Consider the following 23,180-nt stretch of genomic DNA (forward strand, 5'->3'; position numbering starts at 1 on the left):
CACGCCGCGACAGCCACACAACCATCATCTCACCCACATTCACACCGCCTCGCGCGTCGAGGGGGACACATCCATGAACGACACAGCAAAATATCTCATTCACGCGACCATCGCCGCCGACGGCGTCGTCGAACGCTCGGACGTGGTCGGCGCGGTTTTCGGACAGACCGAGGGGCTACTCGGCGAGGAGCTGGACCTCCGGGAGCTCCAGCAGGCCTCGAAGGTCGGTCGCATCGACGTACAGATCGAATCGGAGAACGGACAGTCGTTCGGCGAGGTGACGATCGCCTCCAGCCTGAACAAGGCGGAGACGGCGATCCTGGCGGCCTCGCTCGAGACGATCACCCGTGTGGGACCGTGCCACGCTCACATCGAAGTGGCGGACATCGAGGACGTCCGCGCGGCAAAGCGCCGGGCGGTCGTCGACCGGGCCAAGGAGCTGCTCGCGGAGGGGTTCGACGAGTCGATCATCTCCAGCGAGGAGATCCTCACCGAGGTCCGCGAGTCCGCTCGGATCGACGACATCGACGAGTACGATGGGCTCCCTGCCGGTCCTCGCGTCTACGACTCCGACGCCGTCATCGTCGTCGAGGGGCGGGCCGACGTCGGGCGGCTGCTCCAGTGTGGCATCAAAAACGCCGTCGCGGTCGAGGGGACAAACGTTCCGGACGCGATCGCCGACCTCACCGAAGAACGGACGGTGACGGCGTTTCTGGACGGCGACCGCGGCGGCGAGCTCATCCTCCAGGAACTCGCCCAGGTCGGCAACGTCGACTACGTGACGTTCGCGCCGGCGGGCCGCTCCGTCGAGGAGCTCGACCGGACGGAGGTCATGGACGCGCTCCGGGCGAAGGTGCCGTACGCCCAGATCGCCGACGAACCGAACGCCCGGCTCTCGCTACAGGGTGACGGTACGGACCCTCTGTCGGGGTCGCGGGTTCCGACTGACCCGGCGACCCCTGATCGGATCGACGACGGAGATACCGAAGACGAATCGGAGGAGACTGCGACGGACGACCAGCAGGCGGAGACGGGCGAAACCAACGATCGCGACGTCGAATCCACTGTCGACGTCGAACCGAGCGAGGGGTCCGAGCTGGCGGAACCGGAGGTAGCGCAATCCGACGCCGACGGTGTCGACACAGGTGACGGTCCCGGTGGTGACGAGGAACCGAGAGACCGCGGGGAGGCCGACCCCACCGAAGATGCACCCGGCGAGCCCGACGCGGACGCGTCCACAGAGGAGGCCCGAACCCTCCGGAGCCACGTCGAGGAGGTCATCACGGAATCGACGGGACTCGCCCGACTGCTCGATGCGGAGTTCGAACTCCTCGAGGAAATCGACGCCGAGGAGGCGTTCGACGTCGTCGAGCGTCGGGAGGCGGCGCCACACGCGGTGGTCCTCGACGGGGAGGCGACCCAGCGTCTCCTCGACGTGGCGGCCCAGCGTGGCGTCGACCAGCTCGTGGCCCGGTCTGCCGGCGAGTACGTCAAAAAGCCGATCGGGACGCGGGTGTTGACCGCGGATCAACTGCTCGTCGAAGCATAGTCCCTTTTCCGTTTCGTAACGTATATGCCATCCAGACGGCGTACGTTGAAACGCGTGTCCGGGTTGGGGTAGTGGTTATCCTTCAGCCTTGTGGAGGCTGAGACGCGGGTTCGATTCTCGCACCCGGACTTTTCCACGACGACCGCAGGGAGGAGTGGAAACGCCGGAAGGCGAGATTGAACCCGGGAAGAGGCAGCGGTCGAACGACCAACCCGGGCGACGAACTAGTTTCAGCCGGGTGCATACTGGTATATAGTTGGCAGTTCATCTCACACATATGTCGGACCAACAACCATCCGGAATGCTCCAATCGTTGTACACGAACCGGATCGGGACGGCCAGAACGGACGACGAAATCTTCGGCTACTGGCTGTTCGTGATCGGCGTCCTCGCTGGCCTGCTCGGCGTGATCGTCTTCGCCGTCACGGACGCCCAGACGGTCTCACGTGGGATCGGCTACGCGCTGGCGGCACTCGCGCCGCCGCTGATCATGATCGGCGCGGTGATCCGGTTCCCACTGCGACGGACCGCGATGTGGCTCGCTGTCGTCGGTGGGTTGCTCTCGGTGGGCGCGGTGGTCTGGTTCCTGTCGGTGTTCCCCGGCGGGTGGCCCCGGGCGACCGGCCGGATCGACATCATCGGCGTGTACACGGTCGGACTGATCGTCATCGGGCTCGCCGGCACCGTCGTCCCGCTGTGGACCGATCCGGTGTACGACGAACACGCACAGCTCACCGAGACGACCGAACGACAGCGTGCGGAACTCGAGACCTCCTCTGCGCGTGTCGAGGAGTCACAGTCTCGAGTCGACGAACTCGAGGGTGATCTCGCCGCCCGGCAGGAGGAACTCTCGGAACTCGAGGAGGAACTCTCCGAGCGCGAGGCCGAGCTCGCGGCGCTGCACAGTTCGAGTGCACGGTTCGAACTGTTCGAGGACCGGGGCGGGAAACACCGCTGGCGGCTCCGACACCGCAACGGAAACGTGATCGCGGCGGCCGGACAGGGGTACAGCTCCCGCCAGAAGTGCCAGCAGGGAATGCACAGCGTGATGCGGAACGCGCTCGGTGCGGGCGTCCTGCGGCTCGAATCCGAGGCCGTCGAGACGACGACCGAGGACGGCGAGCCGGTTCCCGAAGACGCCGACGAACCCGACCTCGCGGTACCCAGCGTCGACGAGGACCTCGAGAGCGCTGCCACGTTCGAGGTGTTCGAGGACGAGGGCGGCCGGTGGCGCTGGCGGCTCAGACACGAAAACGGCAACATCGTCGCCGACTCGGGCGAGGGGTACGCCTCGAAGTCCAACACACGGCGGGCGATGCGGAACGTCCGCGATCACGTTTCGGCGGCGGATTATCTCGACATCGACCCGGCGGCGTTCGAGGTGTACCGCGACCGGGCCGGCCAGTATCGCTGGCGGCTCCTCCACGAGAACGGGAACATCCTCGGCGACTCCGGCCAGGGATACACCCGCCGCAGTGACGCCCGGAAGGGACTCGAAAGCGTCCGGAAGAACGTTACCGAGGCGCCGATCGTCGACCCGGGGACCGAACCCGAGGAAGAAACCAACACCGACGCCGTCTTCGAGGTGTACGAGGACAAGGGCGGCGAGTGGCGCTGGCGGCTCGTCCACCGGAACGGGAACGTCATCGCAGACTCTGGGGAGGGCTACTCCGCCAGGTCTGGCTGCATCGAGGCCGTCGATCGCGTTCGCGAGTACGCCCGCGAGGCGGACGTCCTCGACGTCGAACGCGCCGCGTTCGAGGTGTACGAGGACAAAGGCGGGGAGTGGCGCTGGCGGCTGCGACACCGGAACGGCAACATCATCGCCGATTCGGGCGAGGGGTACGCCTCCCGATCCGGCTGTATCGAGGCGGTCGAACGCGTGAAGCGACACGCGCCGGGCGCCGCCGACGAGGAAGTCGAAGCGTAGCCCCCCGTCCTTCGTTCACTTCGACGGGTTTCCGGCGTCGAACGGCCCCGGAATGTTCTCTCCGTCGAAGGGGCTGATCGACCCACCCGACCGGATGACGTCGAATGCGGTCATCAGGTCGGTCCGGGAGATGAGACCGACGAGAGTTTCGTCCTCGTCGACGACCGGCAGGCGACCGACGCCGTTCTCCTGCATCGTTCGCAGGGCGGTCAACGCGTCGTCGTCGGGCTGGATCGTCGCCACGTCGGTCGACATGATGTCGTCGATACGGAAGGCGTCGCGTTCGACCTCCTTGATATCGCTGGCGTCGTTGAGCGTCACCACCCCGACGAGTTCCCCGCCGCGGACGACCGGATAGCCGGTGTGGCGCTCCCGAAACATTCGTTCGAAGAGTTCGGCGACGGTTTCTGTTTCCGTCACCGTCTTGAGCTCGTTTCTGGGGGTCATCACGTCGCGGACGCAGACGCCCTCGAAGGTGGCTTTGAGTACGGTCTGTTGGGCCTCCCCGGAGGCGGCGATGTAGATGAAGAACGCGAGCAGGATCAAGATCACGTTGAACGCGAACAGCCCGAGCAGCCCGAGCACGAACGCGAAGATCTTCCCAACCTCGGCGGCCATCTGAGTCGCCTGCGCGTGCGGGCGGTTGCGTGCCAGAAGCGCCCGGAGTACCCGACCGCCGTCCATCGGGAAGCCGGGGAGCATGTTGAAAACCGCGAGCACGACGTTGAGCAGCGCCAGATAGCCCAGCACGAACGCCACGCCGTCCAGCCCCGACGGCGTCAACAGGAAGCCGACGTACGCGACGACGCCGACGGCGACGCTGACCACCGGCCCGGCGATCGCGATCCAGAACTCGTGTTTCCAGTCTTCGGGGAAATCGGTGAAACTCGCGAGCCCGCCAAGGAGCCACAGCGTGATCGAGTCGATCTCGTAGCCGTACCGCATCGCGACCAGCGAGTGGCCGAACTCGTGGAGCAAGACGCCGACGAACAATCCGATCGCGGCGACGAGCCCGAGCACCCACTGGGTCATTCCGCTTTCGAGCTGTCCGATGTCGATGTCGGCGGCGAACAGGTCGTTTAGTGCCTCCGCGATCAGTCCGATGTCCGCGCCGATGATGTACGCGAAGATCGGGAGAATGATGAGAAACGTCCAGTTGAGTCTGACGGGGATACCGAACGCGCTCCCGATGTGAATACCGCGCATAGTTTGCCTTCGGCCCGGTGGGCCTTAAAAGCGTGCTGGCGCCCGGGTTTTTGTTCGTCGGGAACCAGTGATCGAATATGAACGATGCATCCGCCCGAACCGTCGATCCGGTCGTCAAGCGCGCAGCAGACGTCACTTACGAGGCGGTCGGCGCCGCCGACGGTCTCGGCAAGGGCGTTCTGATCGACGAGTCCGACGGGGCGCCGAACTTCGCGATCCGACGGTTCACCCTCGCGCCGGGGGCCGAGGTCCCGAAACATACCAACGAGGTCGAGCACGAGCAGTACGTCCTCGCCGGCGAGTACAGCGTCGGCATCGGCGAGGGTAACGACGTCGAGGAGTACGTCGTTTCTGCGGGCGACGCCCTGCTGATCCCTGCGGGAACGGTCCACTGGTACCGCAACGACGGTGACGAGGAGGGGGCGTTCCTGTGTGCGGTTCCGAACGGCGACGACGCGATCGAACTGGTCGAATAGATGTCCTGGAACGTCGACGACGTCCCGGACCAGACCGGTCGTCGGATCGTGATCACGGGCGCGAACAGCGGGATCGGGTTCGAGGCGGCGAAGGTTCTCGTCCGGAAGGGTGCCCGGGTTGTGATGGCCTGCCGGAGCCTGGACCGGGGCGAGGCCGCAGCCAAAGCGGTTCGGGCGTCGATCAGGAACACAGGGGAGACGAACGCAGGCGACGTCGTAGTCCGGCGACTCGATCTCGCCGATCTCGAGTCGGTGACGTCGTTTCCGAAACGGCTGGAGCTCGACGACTACCCGATCGACGTCCTGGTGAACAACGCCGGGATCATGGGAATTCCGAGACGGGAAACCGAGGACGGGTTCGAGCGACAGTTCGGCGTCAACCACCTGGGACACTTCGCGCTCACGGGGACGCTGGTCGACTCGCTCGATGACGACGCACGGGTGGTTACCGTCTCCAGCGGGATGCACGAACGTGGGGAGATCGACTTCGAGGACCTCCACGGGGAGGAGTCGTACGGCAAGTGGGACGCGTACGCACAGTCGAAGCTCGCGAACCTGCTTTTCGCCTACGAGCTCGACCGGCGGGTCGAGGACGCCGAGGTCGACATCACAAGTGTCGGGGTTCACCCGGGATACGCCGACACCAGCCTGCAATCGCGCGGTCCCGAAATGACTGACTCTGCGGTTCGAAAAGTGATGATGCGCGCCGCGAACGCGGTCTTCGCCCAGCCGGCGGCAGACGGCGCGTTGCCGACGCTGTACGCCGCGACCGCCTCCGATGTCCAGGGTGGCGAGTACTACGGCCCCGGTGGATTCTTCACTATGCGCGGGCCGCCAGAGCGACAACGTTCCTCCGAGCGATCGTACGACCGCGAGGCTGCGCGGCGGCTGTGGGAGGTTTCGGCGGAACTGACTGGCGTCGAGTTCGGACTCAGAGAAAATCGACGGTGAGCACGTCCCTGATACACCTCGAACATCGCTAACTTCGGGACGAGGGCTCTCTCGTTTGCGTGCGACTCGACGTAGTCAACGGCCTTCCGTTCGCCAGCTAAATAGTCGGTGAGTACACTGCTGTCGGATACGGCCACGTGGAACAGACCTACCGCTTCATCTCCCATCGCTTCTCCCGGGCTTTCTCGGCGGCATCGGTCCCTTCCCAGAGTCCGGCGCCCGCTTGCACCCGTTCGCAACGGTCCTGGATCAAACGCGAGAGTACGTCGTCGAACGTCTCGTCTTCACCTTTGAGCGCGGCGAGTGTGTCGTGGGTGTCCTCTTTTACAGCTCTCCTTTCGTGCTCGGCGTGTCGCTCCGCCGCTCGTCGATCCGGGTGGCGTCGTCGAGCGCCCGGGCGAGGCACTTGAATAGCGCCTCGATCTCGTGGTGGGCGTTCTCGCCGTCGACGCCGGCGTGGAGAGTGAGGCCGGCGTTCATCGCCAGCGACTCGCCGAAGTGGCGGGCCATGTCGCTCGTGAACCCGCCGACCTGTTCCTGTGAGAACTCGCCCTCGAAGTACCACCGCGGGCGACCCGAGACGTCGACGACGACGCTCGAGACGGCCTCGTCCAGCGGGACCCGCCGGTCGGCGTACCGGACGATGCCGCGCTTGTCGCCCAGCGCCTCCTCGAACGCCTCGCCGAGCGCGATGGCGACGTCCTCGACGGTGTGGTGGTCGTCGATCTCGAGGTCGCCGTCACACCGGACCGTCAGGTCGAACAGCCCGTGTTTCGAAAACGACGCGAGCATGTGATCGAAGAAGCTCACGCCGGTGTCGATCTCGCTTTCGCCGTCGCCGTCGACGACGAGCGTCACCTCCACGTCGGTCTCGGCTGTCTCCCGGGAGACGGCACCGCGTCGCTCGCTCATGCGTATTCGGACGGTCGGGGCTCTTAAAGGGGTTCTCCTCCGTCGGAGTCAACGGGTTCCTGACGGTGCGAAACGGCGGTCCTCCGCTAGGACGGCAGCGGACAGAGGCTCGCCGTGAACACCACGGTCTCGTCGGTGTCGTTTCGCGCGCCGTGATCGACGCCGCGTTCGTGGAGGACGACGCCGGGGGCCGCGACCGTCTCGGTCTCGTCGCCCTGGAGCACGGTGACGGTGCCCGACAGAACGTGGAAGACGTTGGTGCTGTCTGCGTGCTCGTGGGGATCGAGTTCCGCGCCGGGACCCAGCGCGAACGCCTTCACGAGCACGTCGTCAGTGACGACGAGTTCGGCGGTCTCGACCTCGCCCTCCTCGGGATCGAGGTCGTCGAGCGCGGGTTCGTATCTGTCGAGGGACATGGTGTGGTGGTCGTATTTCCGGCTTTATCAGTTGTTGGCAATGTGATCTACTTTATTCAGTCTGACCGACCTGGACACTGCGGAATCCTTGCCAGTCATTATTCGTTTGTCAGTGCTCCGACTTCGGCTTTTCTATCTGTTTCTTGACGTTCGTTTCATCTGGAGTGACGGGCTTCACTCGAAGCTCTCCGAAGCCGTACTTCGAGTGGTTCCCGACGCGGGTGAGTCCGGACATCGCGGTCTCCACCGGACGGTCGCCATCGTAGCCAACGACCACGCCGTGATCGACGGTCTCCAACTCGTATACGTCGCCGCCCTCGATGACCTTCTCCAGGCGGTGGCGCAGCTGCGCTTCGTCGTCTACGCTCCACCACCACGGCACGTCCACGTTGTTCGCCTTGGGGTACTCCGACCGGAGGACGAACGGCGTCACGAGTTCGAGGATGAACGCCTCGCCGTCTTCGAGACGCGAGTAGTCCACTGCCTCCAGGTCAACGACCTGCGTGTCTTTCAGCGTGGTCGTCCCGTAGCCGTAGTTCCGTTTGCCTCCGAACTGGAGGCCGTCAAGCACGTCCTCGCCGAGGGGCAGAACGTCCGGGTCATCGGCGTGCAAGTAGGCGTTCACGTACCAACGCGTGGTCTGCTGCTGTTTCCGAGCGTCGTCGGGCCGGCCCATGATCGTCTCGTGAGCCAGCGCGGGCATCCCGCTCTGGAATCGGATGTCGTGGGCGTTCAGCCCGTCGCGGGGTCGGGTATCGAGCAGCCACGGATGGTCTGGGTGCCGGAAGAGGAACAGGTCGTCGTATCTCTCCACGTCGGGGAGCGACGACCCCATGTACGGGCGAATCCCGCTCTGCGAGTGTTCCTCGGGGAACGTCCCGAACTGCCCCGGCACGAACATCCCGTGGCTGGCGTTGATGTGCTGGTGGACATCGTGCTCCAGTTGCATCCCGAGCGCGTGGTAAATCGCGTTCCCCGAGACGTAGTACGGATGCCCGAGGTAGTCCATGTCGAGTTCCCAATGAACCTGCTGGATGCGGGTCATGCGTTCTCCCTCCGGGTTTCGAGATCCTCGATGTACTGGAGTGCGGTACTCCAACTCCAGATCCGACGGAGGTTCGCATCGAGAACCATGTCGTGCTTGTCGTGATTAACGTCGAGCGGGTGCGCGGTGAGGCGCTTCCACGCCGACGCCCACGACTGCCACGGGCGGCTTCCAAAGCGCGCCCACGGTTGCGCGTCCGCGTCCTCGTCGATTCGAAGCGCGAAGCGGTCGCCCGCGTAGACCGTCCGGTGGGGCACGATCTCCTCGGCATCGTCCACGACCAGGAGGAGATCGGGGAACTCGTGACCGGCGCGGTAGTTGTCCAAGAGCGACGCTACGAGCAGCGTGTGGTACTTCAAGCTCGTGTACGGGTAGTAGATACTCTCGTTGAACCCGCTCGCTACGTCCGACGTGAGCCATGCCCGATGCATCGCCTCGGGGTCGGAGCCCGTCAGCAGGTCGTTGATGGCCTCAGAGAGGCGCGGGCGTGAGAACTCCTCGGGGTCGTAGTGAGAGTCGCCCGTCAGCAGCGAGAGCCGGTAGTGCGTTTCGTGGTTGTCTACCGTCTGTTCGGGCTTCCCGTTAGGCCGTGAGAGCGCCGACGCGTCGCCGTCCGCGCCGTGCGGGACGGTCTGGTTGACGGGGACGCCGTGGAAGGTGTCCGGCGCGTAGTTGTGCGTCTCGCCGTTCAGCTTGTGGGCGTCGTGGCGGTAGGCTGCGACCATCACGTCTTGGCCGCCGTCGCCCTGGAAGTCGCTGAGGGTGACGTTCTCGGGCATCTACGGCCCCTCCTCGATGCGCTCTTCCAGCGCCTCCACGAATGCCGGGCGATACTCTTCGGCCCACTGGTCGTCTTTCTCGTCCATCTTGTTCGTGTTGCCCTTCCCGCGGTCGAAGACGCGCTTCAGTTCGCGTTCCTCGTAGAGCGGATTGATGAGGTGGCAATCGACGATCCCCGCGCCGAAGTTCCGCGCGCCACCGAGCTGGTGCATGAAGTCCGTCTTGTGCCCATCGAGGAAGTCGATCCCCTCGGCGAGCAGGCCGATGAACTCGGGCTTCGTCTCCCGGAAGGAGAGGTGCCAGCAACCGTCAAGATTGGCGACGGCGTCCACTTCGGCGTTCCGCAGCGGTTCGCGGTTGTCCTCCCGATTGCGGGAGACGATGTTCCGGTTGAGCCGGCGGTAGTGGCCTTCGGCCTGTCCGCGCGTGTAGTCCACGCTGGAGCGGACGGGGTTGAACTTGATCGGGCGACGCATCACCTTTCCCGGCTGGTTGCCGAAGCCGCCGAAGAGGTCGAAAACCACGCAGCCGTGGTCTTCTTTCGGGTCATCGACGCACGCGCCCTTCTCGTGGTAGCCGTCATCGAGGTCGCGCTCGTAGACATCTTCCTTCATGAAATTCGCGTTGGCCTCGCCGGGATGGCAGGCAGTACCGTCGTTCTCGGAGACGACGCGCTCCATTCCGTGGCGGAGCCAGCCCGAGAGTGGAAAGGCGGGGATGATGCCGCCGATTTGGTTCTGCGGATCGTCGTCCTCGTAGTTGCCGTTCGAGGCGTGGTGTCTGTCGGTCATGATGCTGTCACCGACCACCAGCAGGTCAGTCTGAATCCGCACGAATACGTCGTGGTCGATGTCTTCAATCATGGTGAGCCAGTTTTGTGACCTGATCACGTTTAAAGGTCAGCGAGTATCGGGTGCGTTCCTCGGCGCGTCGAGAGAGGTGTAAACGACGCCACCCATGTGCTGCTGGCGGATCAGGTCGTTCATTCCCACAACCGTCCCGGTAATCATCAGTAATCCTCTCGCAGGAGTGTTCTAACTTCTCCAGTTGTGTCTTCGCGTTGGCTTCAAGCGGCTCCCTGCAGTGCGGTTCACTGTCATGGTACAGCAGCAGGTTATCCCGCTGCTTCATATCGTCTGACAGCTTCAGTCCGATGTCTTCATCTGGTTTTAGGGTTGAGTTCTTCATGCTTCGTGTGCTCCACGAAGCGCGAGGTCGGTGCCTTCAACACCGGTCTCATTTTCAGCCATCCCGCGCTTCTCAGCTACATCTCTATTGGCCACCAACTTAGAACTTAGCATTATAGCAAACTATTGGCTATGATGCAAAGTTAGGTTGCTATGGTGCTAACGTAGAAGTAGATGGTCTCTGAATCACGGTACGTGAGCAAATATCGAGCCATTATGACAACGACTGACCGTGAGAGAATTACCGGTGAGGTTACTGTATCTGATGAAAAACGATACCAGACAATCCATCGTGTGCGTAGTAGAATCGAAGAGTTGGAGACCGATGTCGATGTTCTCGCGGAACATCACCCAGAACTCCTCGAAGAGTTGCGAGACGTTGTCTGTGACGAGAGGTGACTGGCGAAACATCCGCTCACAGTATTGACTGTAGGTGCTTATTGGACTGAGGAGACGGTCGTTTCTATTTTCAGTCAGAATACGCCGTGATGGATACAAGGCGCGTATGCAGCATTCCGACAGTCTGGGAATCCAAAATAGAATTATTCTCTCTCATGCCAATCGAACTACATGGAGTACTCACGCCGCGACTATCTCCGTCGGTCTTCTATCGCCGCGGTCACGGGTTTTGCTGGTATTTCTGTTCTCTCGGAGCGAAGTGCTGGTGACGACAAAGACCTTGCATCCGTTCTGGATGACCGCGTCCCGACACTGCTCAACCGATACGATGTTCCCGGTGCGGCCGTTGCCGTCATCACCGATGGTGAAGTATCGTGGGCTAATGCATACGGCGACGCTGATCGGGAGACGAACTGCCCGATGACGCCGGACACGCTCTGCCGACCACAGTCGATCACGAAATCGATCACTGCGTGGGGTGTAATGGTCCTTGTCGAGCGAGACGAGGTTGATCTTGATACCCCGGTCAGCGAGTATATCCCGACTGCAAAACTCCCCGATTCGGATGCGTGGGACGAGGTGACCGTCCGACGGCTCCTCAGTCATACTGCAGGTCTTCCAGAGGGAATATACACGAACTATCCACCCGAGTCGTCGATTCCCTCCTTAGAGGAAGCTGTCCGCGGGAACGCAGGTGCGCCACCAGCACGACCGGAAGACCCTCCCGGAACGACATTCCGATATTCGAATCCCGGCTATGTGTTACTCGAACTGCTCGTCGAGGAGGTTACCGGACAAGACTACGCACAGTACATGGAAGCCACCGTGTTCGAGCCGCTTGGAATGGACACAGCGACGTTCGATCTGGATGAAGCCCTGCAATCGGGGCTTGCGACCAGCCACGAGCGGGCCGGTGAAGCAGTCGAGCCGTATCGTGAAGCACCGCTGGCCCACGGGATGCTGTATGCGACCGTGGAAGACATCGCTACCATTGTTGCAGCAGGGATGCCAGCAGCCGACGGACGAGAGGCCGGTAGAGAGGTGTTGAGTTCCGAGCGTGTTGCGGAACTGCACTCGAAGGAAGTGGAGACGACCGGGTTTTACGGATACGGCTCAGATGGGTATGGGCTTGGTCACCTCGTCGAGACCCTTCCAGATGGGCATCGAGCAGTCTCACATGGAGGGCAGGGAACCGGTACGTGGACCTGGTATCACAGCATCCCGGAGACCGGCGACGGGATCGTGATTCTCACCAACAGTAACCGGAGCCTCCGGTTGATCGCTGCCATACTCACAGAATGGGCCGAGAGTCGCGGACTCGGGACAATCTCCCTCGCTCGTACATATTCCCGGGTAGAAACTGCCGGTCGAATAGGGGCAGGCGTTCTCGGAATCGCTGGGGTAGGGCTAACATGGCTTCTCGGCCGCGACCTTCGGAATGGGACAAGAACATTCGTGCCGCTTGCAGACCATTCTCGTCTGAAGCGAGGGGTCGTTGCAAGCGTAGCGGTTGTCTTACTCGTCCTCTGGTGGGGAGTAGCATATCCAGTGGCTGACCTGTTCCTGCCGAGACTTGCTGACTGGCTCGGTGGTTCGCTTTCTTTCGTTGCAATACTCCTGTTCCTGATGGCAGTATTCCCGAAAATGACCTACGAGTGAAGTCGATGCTGTTAAATAGAGCGTGCGTATCGCTCACGGAGCTTAGCGGTCAATTCCCCAGTCCGGTACCGGTCGTGGAGTATCCCGGCCTCGTAGCGAACTCGGCCCGAACCAGATCACGAGCGCGAGCGCGACAATCACAGTCCCGATGTGGACGAGGGGATACAGTTCGGCAGCAAATCCCATCGTTTCGCCGGTGAAGTTTCCGAAGAAGTGAAAGACAATGACCGCGAGGACGCTCCGGGCAGTATTGTTGTAGACCCACGTTCCGATGATCGCAGTCAGAACGATGCTCGGTAGAAACCACCACAGTTCGGGCTGGAACGTCGTCCCCTCGTAGTAGCCGGACATGTAGAAAAGTGGAACGTGCCACAGCGCCCACACAGTCCCCAAAATCAAACTGCTCACGAGTGCGCTCCAGCGTGCCTGGAGTTGATCGAACCAGTAGCCACGAAGACCGATCTCTTCGATTGCGGGGAAGAGGAGCGCGACCGCAAGCAAGAAGAACAACGCTCCGGGGTCAAACAGTCGGTCAGAGCCGATGAACGCCAGTGGTTCGGCAGTGAATCCGGTGACGAGCGCAACAGCAGCCGTACCGAGATTGAACAGCGGGTAGAACAGCACGATGATCAGCCACCATCGGCCACTGATCCGACCGACTTCGAGCAATCGCCGACGGAGATCGGCGAACCCAGCTCGCCCGTGGTTCATCCACAACAGCACGAGTCCAGCCAGAAGGGGACTTACCCCGCCAATCAGGAACAGAACCACGTTCGGGTACGACCAGACCGAGGCGTCTGACGCAACTACCGGAAGCCAAAACAGGTACGCCCAGCCAAGATACAGAAGTGGGAATCCCCATGGGGTAGTGGCGCGTACGAGTCCGGAAACACGCTTTACGGACTGGTGGGAACGATAACGCCCCATACCACTAATCTCCACAAAGGCCAAATAAGTGTATCGTCCGGTTCTCATATCCCGGGAAGAAATGCGTAACCGCGCTACTTACTCAGGTGATGACTACAAGCTCTATATCTTGCAAGCTAGGCAGGACCAATGTCTGGATGTTGAGTATATTCCACTGTTTTGCGTAAGAGCGTGTGTGTTTGACTGGCAGAATTTAAAAGATATCGAAAATATCTACGAACAGTGGACGATTCAGATTACGACCCCGAAAAGACGGAATACACGTTTGAGCCGGGAGACAGCGGTGGGGATACCGACGAGTCGCAGCTACCTCGGATCGAATCGATCCAGGACTTTCTCAAAGAGGAGTACGAGTTAATTCACGGCGATCTTGATCCAGAAGAGTCGCTCAGGGACGGGAAGGGTACCTTCATCAAGACCAGCGATCCCGCGTATAAGAACCTGAAGCAACAACTGTTTCAGAACATCATCAGACACGACGATCTGGCCAGTGCCGTCGGAGAGTTGGAGCTCCGAGCTGGCCACGGACACGTCGATGAACTCCCATCGTTCGGACAGAAATTTGCTGTTGATGAGTTGGTCCGCTCATTGTTGCTGGCGAATCTACTCAAAGACGAATCGGTGAATAGTATTACCAAATCGTCAGGTGAGAACACCGGAAAGTACGATGATGAGCTGAATCTCTCCGAGCCCGTGACTCAGCCGACGCTGTCTCGGTATCAAGATGATGTCGAAGAACTCTTCCAACCGTACTTTGACCGGCTTCAGGATGACGTAATCGAATTCGTCCAAGGGACAAAACACGAAGAACTCGTACCTGCCCCACCGTCTCTCGCTTCCGATGGTGAAGGCCCACGCGATCTCCAGCTAATCACGCGCGATCTTCGTCAGAAGGCCCTGAAATTCCTTCAGATCAAGCGCTCTAACAACCTCACCCACGAAAAGAACGTGCTGTTCAAACTGCTGGATGTCGCCTGTCTTCATGGGACGAGCATGGAGACTTCGCAGGAAGTGATCGAGGGAAAGCCGTGGCTGTGGGGTAGTGAACCACCCAAGCGCCGCAACTTCGTCACGCACCTCGCCAAGTCCGACCGCCGTGAAATCACGGCGATGTACCTGGCGGCGAACGAGTCGATGATCCAGCTGCTCGAAGAGGAGTACGACTACTTCGGGGACACGGTGGAAGTCGCCATCGACGTGACGCCGTGGCCGTGGTTCGGCACGTACGAGGACGGCGAGATTCCCGAGTGGGTCTCGGGGACGAAGGCTGGTCGCAACTACGCCTACGCGTGGAAGTTCGCTACGCTGGCTCTCGTCGGTACGAACACGCCGATCACGGTCGTGTCGCTTCCGGTGAAGTCGGCCTCGAACCTGGATGGCGTGGTTGATCGGCTGCTGCGGTTCGCTACGGCGAAGTTCGACATCGATTGGGTCTACCTAGACAGCGAGTTCTACCAAGGCGGCGTAGCGACCAAAGTCCGGAGCGAGGCCGACTTCATCATCAAGGGCAAGAAGGGCTCAGACAAGCTTCAGGAGGTCAAAGAGGTCCTCGAAGAAGACAAGGAGTGGGACATGTTCCGGTGGGGCGTCGGCGACGTCAAGGACGAACGCGACTACATGTTCGTGCTGCCGGAAGAGAAGAAATCGCGTCTCCAGAAAGAGGACTTTGACGACCCGACCGACGCGCTGACGCAGTTCTACACCAACCGCGAGAGTTCGCCACCAAGGAGCGAAACGGCGCGGAGGTACTGGCTGAGAAATTCCGCGGAAGATGGGGTGTAGAAACCTCATATCGAGTGATCAAGAACCGGTTTCTACCACAGTCAGGATCAAGCCAGATTGAACACCGGATATTCCTGTTCGGGTACGCGGTGCTGCTGTACAACATGTGGACAGTGGCGAACGCGATTGGTGCCGACCGGGATGACGATCATGACCTCGGAAAGCACGGGAAATACTGGAAGGCGGTCGTGTTCCTGAGTAACATGATTGACGACCCGGCGTCACTCGAAATTGGGGAAGTTCCCGAGGGGGAGTTATCAGAATTCAGTGAGATGATTCGGAAGGATTTTTACCTGAAGTTCAGCGTCTGAAAGAGGTTCCGCCTTCGACCCTCTCGAATTGAATAACATCACCCACATTGCCAACAACTGTTATATCTGATTTCCTTCCTCGTTCGACTCATTCCTCTTCGAGTTCAGCGTTGACAGTTTTGAGGTCCAATCTCGGCGAGAAGTCCTCGTACGTCTCGTCGCTGGAAACGATCGTGTCTCCCTCGGATTCGACGAGATGGAGCGCATCGAACGGCGTAAATCCGTTCTCCTCTACGTAGGCGGCCGCCGCGATGATCGTGTTGACGTCTCCGCGTACATCCACGAGCGCAGCGGCGTTGGCAACGACCCGTTCGGCGTTTCGATCCTCCCTGTAGGCGACGAGGAGGAGCTCGACGAGCGTGAACGGTGACGTCCACAGTTCGTCTCGGTGATTGCGATACACCACTTTTGCGGCCGTATCGAGCCAGTCTTCGTCCTTGATGAGTGCCAACAGAAAATCGGTTTCCGCGTACATTCATTCACCTGCCTCGTTCAGCGCTGTGTCACGTGCCTCCTCGCGGAGTTCCTCGGCGGTTTTCTCGACGTCGGCGAACTCGTCCTGGAGTGCCGCCAGGGGATCGTCAGCGATCGGAATGAGCTTGATCCCGTCGTGTACCTCGACGACGTAGTACCGGTCGCCGTATCGCTCGCGCATCGCCTTCGGTAGTGTGAGGCGGCCTCGGTCGTCCAGCGTTGCTTCGGACATACGTGCGTATTGCTGTGGGTAGAAATTGTATCTTTCCCCAAAAAACGGGGGTCATCCCATTCCCACTATCTGTTCCCTGACTCGTTCCGGGACCGTTTCCCGGCTCCGAGAGCGACTGTCTCGGACGAAAATCAGATCCCCGTCGAGTACCGCAGAATACCGGCAACGCCGCCGAAGGCGTCCAGCAGCTGTTCGCCCTTCTCGAAGTCGGTAGAGATGAACTTCGTTTCGGTGCCGCGCTGTTCGGCGATCGACATCAGGTGCTCGATCACGTCCTCCCGCTCCTGGACGTCGGCGGGCTCGCCGCACTCGGTACAGTCGTGATCGGGCGTCGAGTGCCGGCTATCGACCACCTCGTACTCCTCGTGGCCGTTCGGGCACTCGTAGACGACGACGTCCGACCGGAGATCCTCGGAGATCAGCAGCCGGTCGACAGAGCCCATCACGAGGTTTCGGCGAGTCTGGTCGAAGCCGTAGGTGGCCTTCTCGCCGGTGTTGAGATTCTCGAAGAATTCCTCCATCTGCTTTTTGTCCTTGATGACCTCCTGGTCTGCAAGCGCCTCGTCGGCGGCGTCCACCAGGTCGTACAGTCCGGACTCGTCGGTGTAGGCGACGTCGAACTTGCCGATCACCTTGTCCTGGATCTCGTGGTGGAGGTAGTCGCCGTCGAGGAACTCGTCTTTGGTCGGCGAGGGGCCGCCGACGAGGATCCCGTCGAGATCGTGACGCTTCGAGACGAACAGCTCGTTGGCCATCTCCGCGACCTCCTGATAGAAGTTGTCGATCGCCTCCAGGCGCAGGCGGGCGAACCGCTGGGCCGACTGGCCACCCTTCCGCTGCTTTCCGGGAACCAGCGAGGAGGCAGACTTGACTGGTTCGACGCGTTTGCCTTTCAGCCAGCCGACGTTGGCCTCCCGCCGGTCGAGGACGATCAGGCCGAACAGGCCCTTGTCCATCAGCATGTCCTCGAGCGGCCCGGTGAGGAAGTCCGAGTCGCAGTGGTAGCGGAACGACTGGATCGGCTCCGGGGGCGATTCCAGGGTCCGGGTCACCATATCCGTCTGGCCGCCGCCGGCGTCGACCGCCCCGGAGAAGATAACCATCCCTTTTTCCGGCGGATAGGTGTCGTAGTAGCGGAGGCGGTCCTTTATGCTTGTAAGCGCGTCCTGGACGTTCGTCCGGGTCTGTTTGGACTTGATGTTCGCCGCCTCGCTGTGCTCCTGGGTGACGTGGGAGACGACGTCGGCGATCTGCTTGTCCTCGGGGATGTAGATGGTGACGAGCTGGGTGCCCGACCCCTCGTACTCCTGGAGCTCCTCGATGACCTTGCGGAACTCGTACTTCCGCCGGTCCTCGCTCGGCTCCTCCGTGTCGGTACTCATTACCCGTTATTCGCCGCGCTGGCGGTAAGTATGCTTTGACAGCCGGCGGACGGTGAGACGAACGGGGAGCTATCGGTGACGCTCGATCACGCGTTTCGCCGCCTGTGCCTTCTCCTTCCAGCCGTAGCCGGCGTCGTAGACGTGGCGCTTGCTCTCGACGAGTTCCTCGGGCGACGACTCTTCGAACCCGCCGCGATCCCACGCGCCGGAGGTCCGGAGCCACTCGACCACGTTCTCCTTCGTTTCGGCCCACGAGAGTCCGACCATCTCGTACCAGGCGATCATCGCGAAGACGGCGTTGTCGTGACACCCCGGCACGGAGCCGTGTTCGTAGATCGTCCGCAGCGGTTCCCGATCCGGCTCCGACACCTGCTCTTTGTACTCGGCGGCGGTGAGCAGCCGAAGGCGCCCGTCGTCTTCCACGACGCGCCCCTCGTGACGGAGCACGCCCAGTGCGGCTTTGTACAGTCCGCCCCACTCGCCGTGGACCGCCTCTCGAAGCGCGGCCTCCGAAAGCGGCGCCGCGTCGGGATCCGACAGGACGGCGAGCAGGTCGGTGTACGCCTTCTCGATCGCGCTCCAGTCGGCGCCCTCGAACGAGCAGCCCTGCTGGTGGAGGCTGTTCGTCGTCCGGCAGCCGGGGCACGGATACTGGAAACGCGGCACGCTTGGCCCCTGCGAAGGCAACGAATATAGGTTCCGCGGTTCCTCGTTCCGGTCGAATGAACCCGTTTTCACAGTTCGAGGTCGTTCCGGCCGTCGACGTCTCCGGCGGCGAGGTCGTCCAGCTGGTGCAAGGCGAGCGCGGCACCGGGAAGCGCTACGGCGACCCGGTCGCGGCGGCGCGCCGGTGGGTCGACGCCGGCGCTCGCAGTCTCCACCTCGTTGATCTCGACGGCGCCTTCGAGGGTGAGCGCGTCAACGCCGACGCGATCGAGGCGATCGTCGAGGCTGTCGACGGCCTCGGCGTCGACGTCCAACTCGGCGGGGGAATCCGGACCGCCGCCGACGCCCGGGAACTACTCGATCTCGGCGTGGACCGGGTGATCCTCGGGACCGCCGCCGTCGAGAACCCGGATGTTGTCGCGGAGATCTCCGAGACCCACCCCGGGCGCGTGGTGGTGAGCCTCGACGCGAAGGACGGGAACGTCGTCGTCGCGGGCTGGACGGAGTCGACCGGGCTGGACCCCGCCGAGGCTGCACAGCGTTACGAGGAGCTCGGTGCCGGCGCGATCCTGTTTACCGACGTCGACGTCGAGGGGCAACTCGAGGGGGTAAACGCGGAGCTGGTCTCTCGGGTCGCAAACGCGGTGGAGATCCCGGTGGTCGCAAGCGGCGGGGTCGCAAGCGTCGAGGACGTCCGTACCTTGAGGGAGGCGGGCGCGGCCGCCGTCGTCGTCGGCACCGCTCTGTACGAGGGGGCGTTCACGCTCGAGGAAGCGATGGCCGCTGTCTCTTAAGTCCGTCCCCTGCCGTTTTTCCGATCGTCTCGGGAACGGTGAACGGTCACGCCCTCACGAGAGGTGGGCGGTCACGTCCGTCGAGGAGACCATGCCCACGTAGTCGTCGTCGACGACCGGGAGGTGTTTGATCCCGTAGGTCGTCATCATCGCTGCCACTTCCTCCATGTAGAGGTCCGGCGTCACCGTCTCCACGTCCGTGGTCATCACGTCCGACACTCGAAGTTCGGTGACGTCCTCCCCCTGTGCCACGGCGGCGATGATGTCGGAACTGCTCACGATCGAGCGCGGGGTGGTCCGCACGACTAGTGCGCTGATTTCACGTTCGTGCATCTTCTCTGCGGCCTCGGAGATGGATGCGTCCGGTGCGATCGTCTCCAGCGGGGTCGACATTACTTCCTTGACGCGTGTTCTGTTCTGGCTGTTCATACCACTATCCAGGAAATCCTCCCGTATCGGTGTTTCCTTTGCTGCCGTTTTGACTGCACTCCCGGTGCGGCCGTCTCGTCGCCGGATCCTCGGTCGCGAAATCCTCCGGCGTTCCGGGGCCAACACGACGGTTCGAAACAATTGCTAAAACTGTCATATCTTGGTTCATGACCCCTCGATTTCGTGTGGAGAGCTAACACTTGTTTATCTATACCTTCTGAAACCGGGGATTACAGACCCTGAAAGATTTTTATTCTAAATCGAGTAAATTCTCCAACAAACTTATCCCTTTCCGAGACGAACGACTAATCGACATGGCAATAGAGACAGTCCTCCTGGCAATCGGGCCGGACGAAGCCGACCGCATCGACCGACTGACCGAAGAAACGATCGAGCTCGCGGAACCGACGGATGCAACCGTCGTGATCGCTCAGGTTCTGGATCGGGACGCGTACGACGAACTCGCCGTGAAACTCGGGTTCGATCCGGACAACGGCGAGGTGTTCCCGACCGACGTCGTCAGCCGGCACTCGCTGATCCGACAGCTTACAGAGGAACTGGACGCGGTGGGGATCGACTACGAGGTCCGTGGTGCGGTGGGCGACCGGGGCGACCAGATCGTGCGCCTGGCCGACGAGGTCGACGCCGACAGCGTCGTCGTCGGCGGCCGGCGCCGGTCGCCGACCGGCAAGGCGGTGTTCGGGAGCGTCGCACAGGAAGTGATGCTCTCCTCGCCGTGCCCGGTGACGTTCGTCCGCAGCGACACCCAGTGATCTCTCTTCTCTGTGGCGTCCCCGGTTGACTCCGAACGCATCGGCGTGAAACGCCTTTCTTAAGTCGCGTCGGCCACCTCCTTGAGGTGATGGCCTACTACGTGGGCGTCGATATCGGGGCGACGAACGTCAGGGCCGTCGTCGGCGACGACGACGCGACAGTTCTCGGTTCCGCCGAGGGGCCCACGCCACAGGGACCGTCCGGGATCGCGGTCACTGAGGCGGTGCTCGACCGGGTCAGGGAGGCGTGTGCGGAGGCAGGCGTCGAGCCGTCATCGGCGGTCGCAGCGGGAATCGGCTCGATCGGTCCCTTGGACCTGGCGGCCGGCGTCGTCGAGAACCCGGCGAACCTGCCGGACGCGATCGACCGGATCCCGCTTACCGGCCCGCTGTCGGCCCTACTGGACACCGATCAGGTGTATCTCCACAACGACACGAACGCCGGCGTCATCGGCGAGCGGTTCCACTCGGACCGCAACCCCGACGACATGGTGTATCTGACCATCTCCTCGGGGATCGGGGCCGGCGTCTGCGTCGACGGCGAGGTGCTCGACGGCTGGGACGGCAACGCCGGCGAGGTCGGCCACATGACGCTCGACCCGACCGGATTCATGACCTGCGGCTGCGGGAAGGACGGTCACTGGGAAGCCTACTGCTCCGGTAACAACATTCCCCGCTACGCCCGCCGTCTCCACGCCGAGGATCCCATCGAGACGGTGCTGGACGTCGAGGACCCCGACTTTTCGGCGGCGGACGTCTTCGCCCACGCCGGCGAGGACGAATTCGCCGACTACGTCCTCGATCAGTTCTCTCACTGGAACACGATGGGCGTCGCGAACGTCATCCACGCGTACGCGCCGCTCGTGATCTCGGTCGGCGGCGCGGTCGCGCTCAACAATCCCGAGCGTGTGCTCGATCCGATCCGCGAACGGCTCGAGGAGATGGTGTTCATCAACGTCCCCGAGATCGGGCTCACCGACCTGGGTGACGACGTCGTCGTCGAGGGGGCGCTTGCCAGCGCACTCACCGACGGCACTGGCGACCGGTCCCGCCTGTGAACTGCTCCGGCGAGTTCCCGACCTCACTCGACGTCCTCGCGCAGCGAGCGTATCGCCCGTTTCAACTCCCCTCTCCGCTTCCATGCGGCGATCCGGTCGCCGAACGGCAGCGGCGCCGACAGCTTCACCACGGAGGTGAACCGCACCCGGGACCCCTCGTTTTCCGGCTCCACGTCGATCCACGTCTCCATCGCCGCGAACGGGCCGGATTCCCCCTCCTGGGTGTAGTAGAGCCGCCCCTCGCGGGTCTCGAACCGGAGCGTCATCGATAGTCCCGGACCCGTCGCCGTCACGAACGTCGCCTCGCCGGCCGCCTCGACGCGGTCGACCTCGAAGCTCCCCTCGTATTCGACCACTTGCTCGGGGGTGAGGTGCCGCTTTATCGACGGCGGCGACTCCCGGACGAATCCGTCGACGGTGACCTCGCGCATGCCGTTCCTTCTGACGAGGTCCCACTTAAGTACACCCCCGCTGCCGACAGCTATACACGCCATCCGGATCGAGTGTGCCACATGAGCGACACCTTCGACCGGCTCGGTTACGGGACGTACAAGCTCGAGAACCCCGCGGAGTGTGCGGCGGCGGTCACCCACGCGATCGACGTCGGGTACCGGCATATCGACACCGCGCAGGGGTACGACAACGAGGCGTCCGTCGCTGACGGAATCGATCGGTCGGGGGTCGACCGCGACGAACTGTTCGTGGCCACGAAGCTTTCGACGGACAACCTCGCATACGACGACGTCATCGAAACGGCGAAGGAAAGCCGCAAGCGGCTGGGCGTCGACTCGATCGACCTGTTGTACGTCCACTGGCCGATCCGAACGTACGATCCCGCGGAGACGCTGCCGGCACTGGATCACTTGGTCGAGGAGGGCGTGATCGAGCACGTCGGCCTCTCGAACTTCCGTCCCGACCAGCTCGAGGCGGCGATCGACCGGCTGGACAGCCCGGTTTTCGCCCACCAGGTGGAGTGTCACCCGCTGCTCCAGCAGCGGGAACTCAGAGCGGTGGCCCTCGAGGACGACCACTGGCTGGTGGCGTACTCGCCGATCGCGCGCAATCGGGTGGCCGCAAACGTCACCCTCCAGGAAATCGCCGACGAGTACGACGCCTCGCCAGCCCAGGTGAGTCTGGCATGGCTGCTCTCGAAGGAGACCGTCGCGCCGATCCCGAAGGCGGCGAGTTTCGATCACATCGAGGACAACTGGGCGGCCCGCGACCTGGATCTCGACGACGACGCGCTCGCCCGGATCGACGAAATCGAACGGGAGGAGCGGATCGTCGACTTCGAGGAGGCGCCGTGGAACGAGGCCGGAAACGTTTAGACCGCTCCGTTGCCTACCGGTAGACATGCCGAACTGTCCGCTCGCAGACGACTGCCCGAGTTTTCAGGAACGAATCCAGGGAATGGGATGCCAGCACTACGGCGACCGCGGGGGCGCCGAGTGGTGCAACCACTACAACATGCCCATCTCGGAGCTAAAACAGCAGCCGGTCCAGCCCGGCGAGGAAGTGATCGTCGAGGTCGACGACATCCACGAAAGCGGCGCCGGTGTCGGCCGGACCGACGACGGATTCATCGTCCTGATCGACGGGCTGTTGCCGGAGGCCAGGGCGAGGGTGCGGATCGACCGGGTGAAATCGAACCACGCCACCGCAAAAGAGATCGTCGAACGGCTCCCGCTGGAGTCGGAAGAGGAAGACGAGATCGAGGGCGTCTCCGAAGGTGAGGAGGACGGCGCAGAGCCCTCGGAGGACGACGAGGAGTCGGTCGGCCGGGAGCGGCTCGGGAGCCGGGAGAACTTCTGGGGCGGATAACGCGACTGCACAGTCCTCGAG

The 23,180-nt window shown here is 62.4% G+C and carries 28 protein-coding genes and 1 tRNA gene; 14 read left to right on the plus strand and 15 right to left on the minus strand.

Going from position 1 to position 23,180, the window contains the following annotated elements; genetic code table 11:
* Nucleotides 1-73 precede the first annotated feature (73 nt).
* The 3 genes from dnaG to RH858_RS06485 all read left to right on the plus strand — a co-directional run bounded on the left by dnaG (nucleotide 74) and on the right by RH858_RS06485 (nucleotide 3,479).
* Entirely contained in the window at nucleotides 74-1,549 is a 1,476-nt protein-coding gene (dnaG, locus tag RH858_RS06475; RefSeq protein WP_310561378.1) for a DNA primase DnaG, read from the plus strand.
* A 57-nt stretch (nucleotides 1,550-1,606) separates the two neighbouring features.
* A tRNA-His gene (locus RH858_RS06480) sits at nucleotides 1,607-1,678 on the plus strand.
* 148 nt (nucleotides 1,679-1,826) lie between these two features.
* Entirely contained in the window at nucleotides 1,827-3,479 is a 1,653-nt protein-coding gene (locus tag RH858_RS06485) for a DUF1508 domain-containing protein (protein ID WP_310561379.1), read from the plus strand.
* Nucleotides 3,480-3,494: 15 nt separating this feature from the next.
* On the opposite strand, the gene RH858_RS06490 is transcribed toward RH858_RS06485, so the two are convergent.
* A complete protein-coding gene (locus RH858_RS06490) occupies nucleotides 3,495-4,685 on the minus strand; it encodes a CBS domain-containing protein (RefSeq protein ID WP_310561380.1) in 1,191 nt (396 codons plus the stop codon).
* 77 nt (nucleotides 4,686-4,762) lie between these two features.
* Between RH858_RS06490 and RH858_RS06495 the strand changes: the two genes are divergently transcribed.
* Together RH858_RS06495 and RH858_RS06500 are read left to right on the plus strand one after the other, a co-directional pair.
* Nucleotides 4,763-5,161, plus strand: coding sequence for a cupin domain-containing protein (locus RH858_RS06495; RefSeq protein WP_310561381.1), 399 nt, complete (start codon nucleotides 4,763-4,765; stop codon nucleotides 5,159-5,161).
* Nucleotides 5,162-6,112, plus strand: coding sequence for an oxidoreductase (locus tag RH858_RS06500; protein ID WP_310561382.1), 951 nt, complete (start codon nucleotides 5,162-5,164; stop codon nucleotides 6,110-6,112).
* A 148-nt stretch (nucleotides 6,113-6,260) separates the two neighbouring features.
* Here the strand turns inward: RH858_RS06500 and RH858_RS06505 are convergent, their stop codons facing one another.
* The 7 genes from RH858_RS06505 to RH858_RS06535 form a co-directional block, all read right to left on the minus strand.
* Nucleotides 6,261-6,518, minus strand: coding sequence for an antitoxin VapB family protein (locus RH858_RS06505; RefSeq protein WP_310561383.1), 258 nt, complete (start codon nucleotides 6,516-6,518; stop codon nucleotides 6,261-6,263).
* On the minus strand, nucleotides 6,437-7,024 hold the full coding sequence (hisB, locus tag RH858_RS06510; RefSeq protein ID WP_259534418.1) for an imidazoleglycerol-phosphate dehydratase HisB: 588 nt from the start codon (nucleotides 7,022-7,024) through the stop codon (nucleotides 6,437-6,439). The genes RH858_RS06505 and hisB overlap by 82 nt, the downstream gene beginning before the upstream one ends.
* Before the next feature lie 86 nt (nucleotides 7,025-7,110).
* Nucleotides 7,111-7,440, minus strand: coding sequence for a cupin domain-containing protein (locus RH858_RS06515; RefSeq protein WP_259534417.1), 330 nt, complete (start codon nucleotides 7,438-7,440; stop codon nucleotides 7,111-7,113).
* Between the two features lie 109 nt (nucleotides 7,441-7,549).
* Nucleotides 7,550-8,485, minus strand: coding sequence for a hypothetical protein (locus RH858_RS06520; protein WP_259534416.1), 936 nt, complete (start codon nucleotides 8,483-8,485; stop codon nucleotides 7,550-7,552).
* Nucleotides 8,482-9,264, minus strand: coding sequence for a hypothetical protein (locus RH858_RS06525; protein ID WP_259534415.1), 783 nt, complete (start codon nucleotides 9,262-9,264; stop codon nucleotides 8,482-8,484). The genes RH858_RS06520 and RH858_RS06525 overlap by 4 nt, the downstream gene beginning before the upstream one ends.
* Nucleotides 9,265-10,128, minus strand: a complete 864-nt coding sequence (locus RH858_RS06530; protein ID WP_259534414.1) for a hypothetical protein — start codon at nucleotides 10,126-10,128, stop codon at nucleotides 9,265-9,267.
* A complete protein-coding gene (locus RH858_RS06535; protein ID WP_259534413.1) occupies nucleotides 10,121-10,453 on the minus strand; it encodes a hypothetical protein in 333 nt (110 codons plus the stop codon). The genes RH858_RS06530 and RH858_RS06535 overlap by 8 nt, the downstream gene beginning before the upstream one ends.
* Nucleotides 10,454-10,668: 215 nt before the next feature.
* Between RH858_RS06535 and RH858_RS06540 the strand changes: the two genes are divergently transcribed.
* Both RH858_RS06540 and RH858_RS06545 read left to right on the plus strand, forming a co-directional pair.
* The gene (locus tag RH858_RS06540) at nucleotides 10,669-10,851 is read left to right on the plus strand and encodes a hypothetical protein (protein ID WP_310561384.1); all 183 of its coding nucleotides are present in this window, start codon (nucleotides 10,669-10,671) and stop codon (nucleotides 10,849-10,851) included.
* 171 nt (nucleotides 10,852-11,022) lie between these two features.
* Complete coding sequence (locus RH858_RS06545; RefSeq protein WP_259534410.1) at nucleotides 11,023-12,510, plus strand: serine hydrolase domain-containing protein; 1,488 nt, start codon at nucleotides 11,023-11,025, stop codon at nucleotides 12,508-12,510.
* 42 nt (nucleotides 12,511-12,552) lie between these two features.
* Here RH858_RS06545 and RH858_RS06550 read toward each other — a convergent pair whose 3' ends face one another.
* Nucleotides 12,553-13,221, minus strand: a complete 669-nt coding sequence (locus RH858_RS06550; RefSeq protein ID WP_259534409.1) for a CPBP family intramembrane glutamic endopeptidase — start codon at nucleotides 13,219-13,221, stop codon at nucleotides 12,553-12,555.
* 438 nt (nucleotides 13,222-13,659) lie between these two features.
* Here RH858_RS06550 and RH858_RS06555 point away from each other — a divergent pair, with 438 nt between their 5' ends.
* Nucleotides 13,660-15,219 (plus strand): hypothetical protein, encoded by a 1,560-nt coding sequence (locus RH858_RS06555; RefSeq protein ID WP_259534408.1) that lies wholly within the window; start codon nucleotides 13,660-13,662, stop codon nucleotides 15,217-15,219.
* Nucleotides 15,220-15,233: 14 nt separating this feature from the next.
* A complete protein-coding gene (locus RH858_RS06560) occupies nucleotides 15,234-15,530 on the plus strand; it encodes a hypothetical protein (protein ID WP_310561385.1) in 297 nt (98 codons plus the stop codon).
* 88 nt (nucleotides 15,531-15,618) lie between these two features.
* Here the strand turns inward: RH858_RS06560 and RH858_RS06565 are convergent, their stop codons facing one another.
* The 4 genes from RH858_RS06565 to RH858_RS06580 form a co-directional block, all read right to left on the minus strand.
* Nucleotides 15,619-16,005 carry a PIN domain-containing protein gene (locus tag RH858_RS06565; protein ID WP_310561386.1) on the minus strand — a complete coding sequence of 129 codons (387 nt, stop codon included), beginning with the start codon at nucleotides 16,003-16,005 and terminating at the stop codon, nucleotides 15,619-15,621.
* The gene (locus RH858_RS06570) at nucleotides 16,006-16,236 is read right to left on the minus strand and encodes an AbrB/MazE/SpoVT family DNA-binding domain-containing protein (protein WP_259534405.1); all 231 of its coding nucleotides are present in this window, start codon (nucleotides 16,234-16,236) and stop codon (nucleotides 16,006-16,008) included.
* A 131-nt stretch (nucleotides 16,237-16,367) separates the two neighbouring features.
* A complete protein-coding gene (gene prf1 / locus RH858_RS06575; protein ID WP_259534404.1) occupies nucleotides 16,368-17,618 on the minus strand; it encodes a peptide chain release factor aRF-1 in 1,251 nt (416 codons plus the stop codon).
* A gap of 69 nt (nucleotides 17,619-17,687) precedes the next feature.
* Nucleotides 17,688-18,284: a hypothetical protein gene (locus RH858_RS06580; protein ID WP_259534403.1), complete on the minus strand. Its 597-nt coding sequence runs from the start codon at nucleotides 18,282-18,284 to the stop codon at nucleotides 17,688-17,690.
* A gap of 56 nt (nucleotides 18,285-18,340) precedes the next feature.
* On the opposite strand from RH858_RS06580, the gene hisA reads away from it, so the two are divergent.
* Entirely contained in the window at nucleotides 18,341-19,078 is a 738-nt protein-coding gene (gene hisA / locus RH858_RS06585) for a 1-(5-phosphoribosyl)-5-[(5-phosphoribosylamino)methylideneamino]imidazole-4-carboxamide isomerase (protein ID WP_259534402.1), read from the plus strand.
* Between the two features lie 54 nt (nucleotides 19,079-19,132).
* Here the strand turns inward: hisA and RH858_RS06590 are convergent, their stop codons facing one another.
* Nucleotides 19,133-19,507 (minus strand): CBS domain-containing protein, encoded by a 375-nt coding sequence (locus RH858_RS06590; protein ID WP_259534401.1) that lies wholly within the window; start codon nucleotides 19,505-19,507, stop codon nucleotides 19,133-19,135.
* Between the two features lie 314 nt (nucleotides 19,508-19,821).
* Here RH858_RS06590 and RH858_RS06595 point away from each other — a divergent pair, with 314 nt between their 5' ends.
* Together RH858_RS06595 and RH858_RS06600 are read left to right on the plus strand one after the other, a co-directional pair.
* Nucleotides 19,822-20,280 (plus strand): universal stress protein, encoded by a 459-nt coding sequence (locus tag RH858_RS06595; protein ID WP_259534400.1) that lies wholly within the window; start codon nucleotides 19,822-19,824, stop codon nucleotides 20,278-20,280.
* An 89-nt stretch (nucleotides 20,281-20,369) separates the two neighbouring features.
* Complete coding sequence (locus tag RH858_RS06600; RefSeq protein ID WP_259534399.1) at nucleotides 20,370-21,338, plus strand: ROK family protein; 969 nt, start codon at nucleotides 20,370-20,372, stop codon at nucleotides 21,336-21,338.
* 23 nt (nucleotides 21,339-21,361) lie between these two features.
* Here RH858_RS06600 and RH858_RS06605 read toward each other — a convergent pair whose 3' ends face one another.
* On the minus strand, nucleotides 21,362-21,850 hold the full coding sequence (locus RH858_RS06605) for an SRPBCC family protein (protein ID WP_310561387.1): 489 nt from the start codon (nucleotides 21,848-21,850) through the stop codon (nucleotides 21,362-21,364).
* On the opposite strand from RH858_RS06605, the gene RH858_RS06610 reads away from it, so the two are divergent.
* Together RH858_RS06610 and RH858_RS06615 are read left to right on the plus strand one after the other, a co-directional pair.
* A complete protein-coding gene (locus tag RH858_RS06610; RefSeq protein ID WP_310561388.1) occupies nucleotides 21,851-22,666 on the plus strand; it encodes an aldo/keto reductase in 816 nt (271 codons plus the stop codon).
* A gap of 25 nt (nucleotides 22,667-22,691) precedes the next feature.
* Complete coding sequence (locus RH858_RS06615) at nucleotides 22,692-23,159, plus strand: TRAM domain-containing protein (RefSeq protein WP_310561389.1); 468 nt, start codon at nucleotides 22,692-22,694, stop codon at nucleotides 23,157-23,159.
* Nucleotides 23,160-23,180: the final 21 nt, after the last annotated feature.

The organism is Halalkaliarchaeum sp. AArc-GB (genome assembly GCF_031432225.1).
Classification (GTDB): domain Archaea; phylum Halobacteriota; class Halobacteria; order Halobacteriales; family Haloferacaceae; genus Halalkaliarchaeum.

What these genes read in the sequence shown, in the direction of transcription:
- RH858_RS06540 (WP_310561384.1), top strand. Translation starts at nt 10,669, where the DNA reads ATGACAACGACTGACCGTGAGAGAATTACCGGTGAGGTTACTGTATCT.
- RH858_RS06525 (WP_259534415.1), bottom strand. Translation starts at nt 9,264, where the DNA reads ATGCCCGAGAACGTCACCCTCAGCGACTTCCAGGGCGACGGCGGCCAA.
- RH858_RS06485 (WP_310561379.1), top strand. Translation starts at nt 1,827, where the DNA reads ATGTCGGACCAACAACCATCCGGAATGCTCCAATCGTTGTACACGAAC.
- RH858_RS06600 (WP_259534399.1), top strand. Translation starts at nt 20,370, where the DNA reads ATGGCCTACTACGTGGGCGTCGATATCGGGGCGACGAACGTCAGGGCC.
- RH858_RS06595 (WP_259534400.1), top strand. Translation starts at nt 19,822, where the DNA reads ATGGCAATAGAGACAGTCCTCCTGGCAATCGGGCCGGACGAAGCCGAC.
- RH858_RS06535 (WP_259534413.1), bottom strand. Translation starts at nt 10,453, where the DNA reads ATGAAGAACTCAACCCTAAAACCAGATGAAGACATCGGACTGAAGCTG.
- prf1 (WP_259534404.1), bottom strand. Translation starts at nt 17,618, where the DNA reads ATGAGTACCGACACGGAGGAGCCGAGCGAGGACCGGCGGAAGTACGAG.
- RH858_RS06500 (WP_310561382.1), top strand. Translation starts at nt 5,162, where the DNA reads ATGTCCTGGAACGTCGACGACGTCCCGGACCAGACCGGTCGTCGGATC.
- RH858_RS06495 (WP_310561381.1), top strand. Translation starts at nt 4,763, where the DNA reads ATGAACGATGCATCCGCCCGAACCGTCGATCCGGTCGTCAAGCGCGCA.
- RH858_RS06515 (WP_259534417.1), bottom strand. Translation starts at nt 7,440, where the DNA reads ATGTCCCTCGACAGATACGAACCCGCGCTCGACGACCTCGATCCCGAG.
- RH858_RS06615 (WP_310561389.1), top strand. Translation starts at nt 22,692, where the DNA reads ATGCCGAACTGTCCGCTCGCAGACGACTGCCCGAGTTTTCAGGAACGA.
- RH858_RS06520 (WP_259534416.1), bottom strand. Translation starts at nt 8,485, where the DNA reads ATGACCCGCATCCAGCAGGTTCATTGGGAACTCGACATGGACTACCTC.
- hisB (WP_259534418.1), bottom strand. Translation starts at nt 7,024, where the DNA reads ATGAGCGAGCGACGCGGTGCCGTCTCCCGGGAGACAGCCGAGACCGAC.
- RH858_RS06565 (WP_310561386.1), bottom strand. Translation starts at nt 16,005, where the DNA reads ATGTACGCGGAAACCGATTTTCTGTTGGCACTCATCAAGGACGAAGAC.
- dnaG (WP_310561378.1), top strand. Translation starts at nt 74, where the DNA reads ATGAACGACACAGCAAAATATCTCATTCACGCGACCATCGCCGCCGAC.
- RH858_RS06530 (WP_259534414.1), bottom strand. Translation starts at nt 10,128, where the DNA reads ATGATTGAAGACATCGACCACGACGTATTCGTGCGGATTCAGACTGAC.
- RH858_RS06610 (WP_310561388.1), top strand. Translation starts at nt 21,851, where the DNA reads ATGAGCGACACCTTCGACCGGCTCGGTTACGGGACGTACAAGCTCGAG.
- RH858_RS06545 (WP_259534410.1), top strand. Translation starts at nt 11,023, where the DNA reads ATGGAGTACTCACGCCGCGACTATCTCCGTCGGTCTTCTATCGCCGCG.
- RH858_RS06490 (WP_310561380.1), bottom strand. Translation starts at nt 4,685, where the DNA reads ATGCGCGGTATTCACATCGGGAGCGCGTTCGGTATCCCCGTCAGACTC.
- hisA (WP_259534402.1), top strand. Translation starts at nt 18,341, where the DNA reads ATGAACCCGTTTTCACAGTTCGAGGTCGTTCCGGCCGTCGACGTCTCC.
- RH858_RS06570 (WP_259534405.1), bottom strand. Translation starts at nt 16,236, where the DNA reads ATGTCCGAAGCAACGCTGGACGACCGAGGCCGCCTCACACTACCGAAG.
- RH858_RS06550 (WP_259534409.1), bottom strand. Translation starts at nt 13,221, where the DNA reads ATGAACCACGGGCGAGCTGGGTTCGCCGATCTCCGTCGGCGATTGCTC.
- RH858_RS06590 (WP_259534401.1), bottom strand. Translation starts at nt 19,507, where the DNA reads ATGAACAGCCAGAACAGAACACGCGTCAAGGAAGTAATGTCGACCCCG.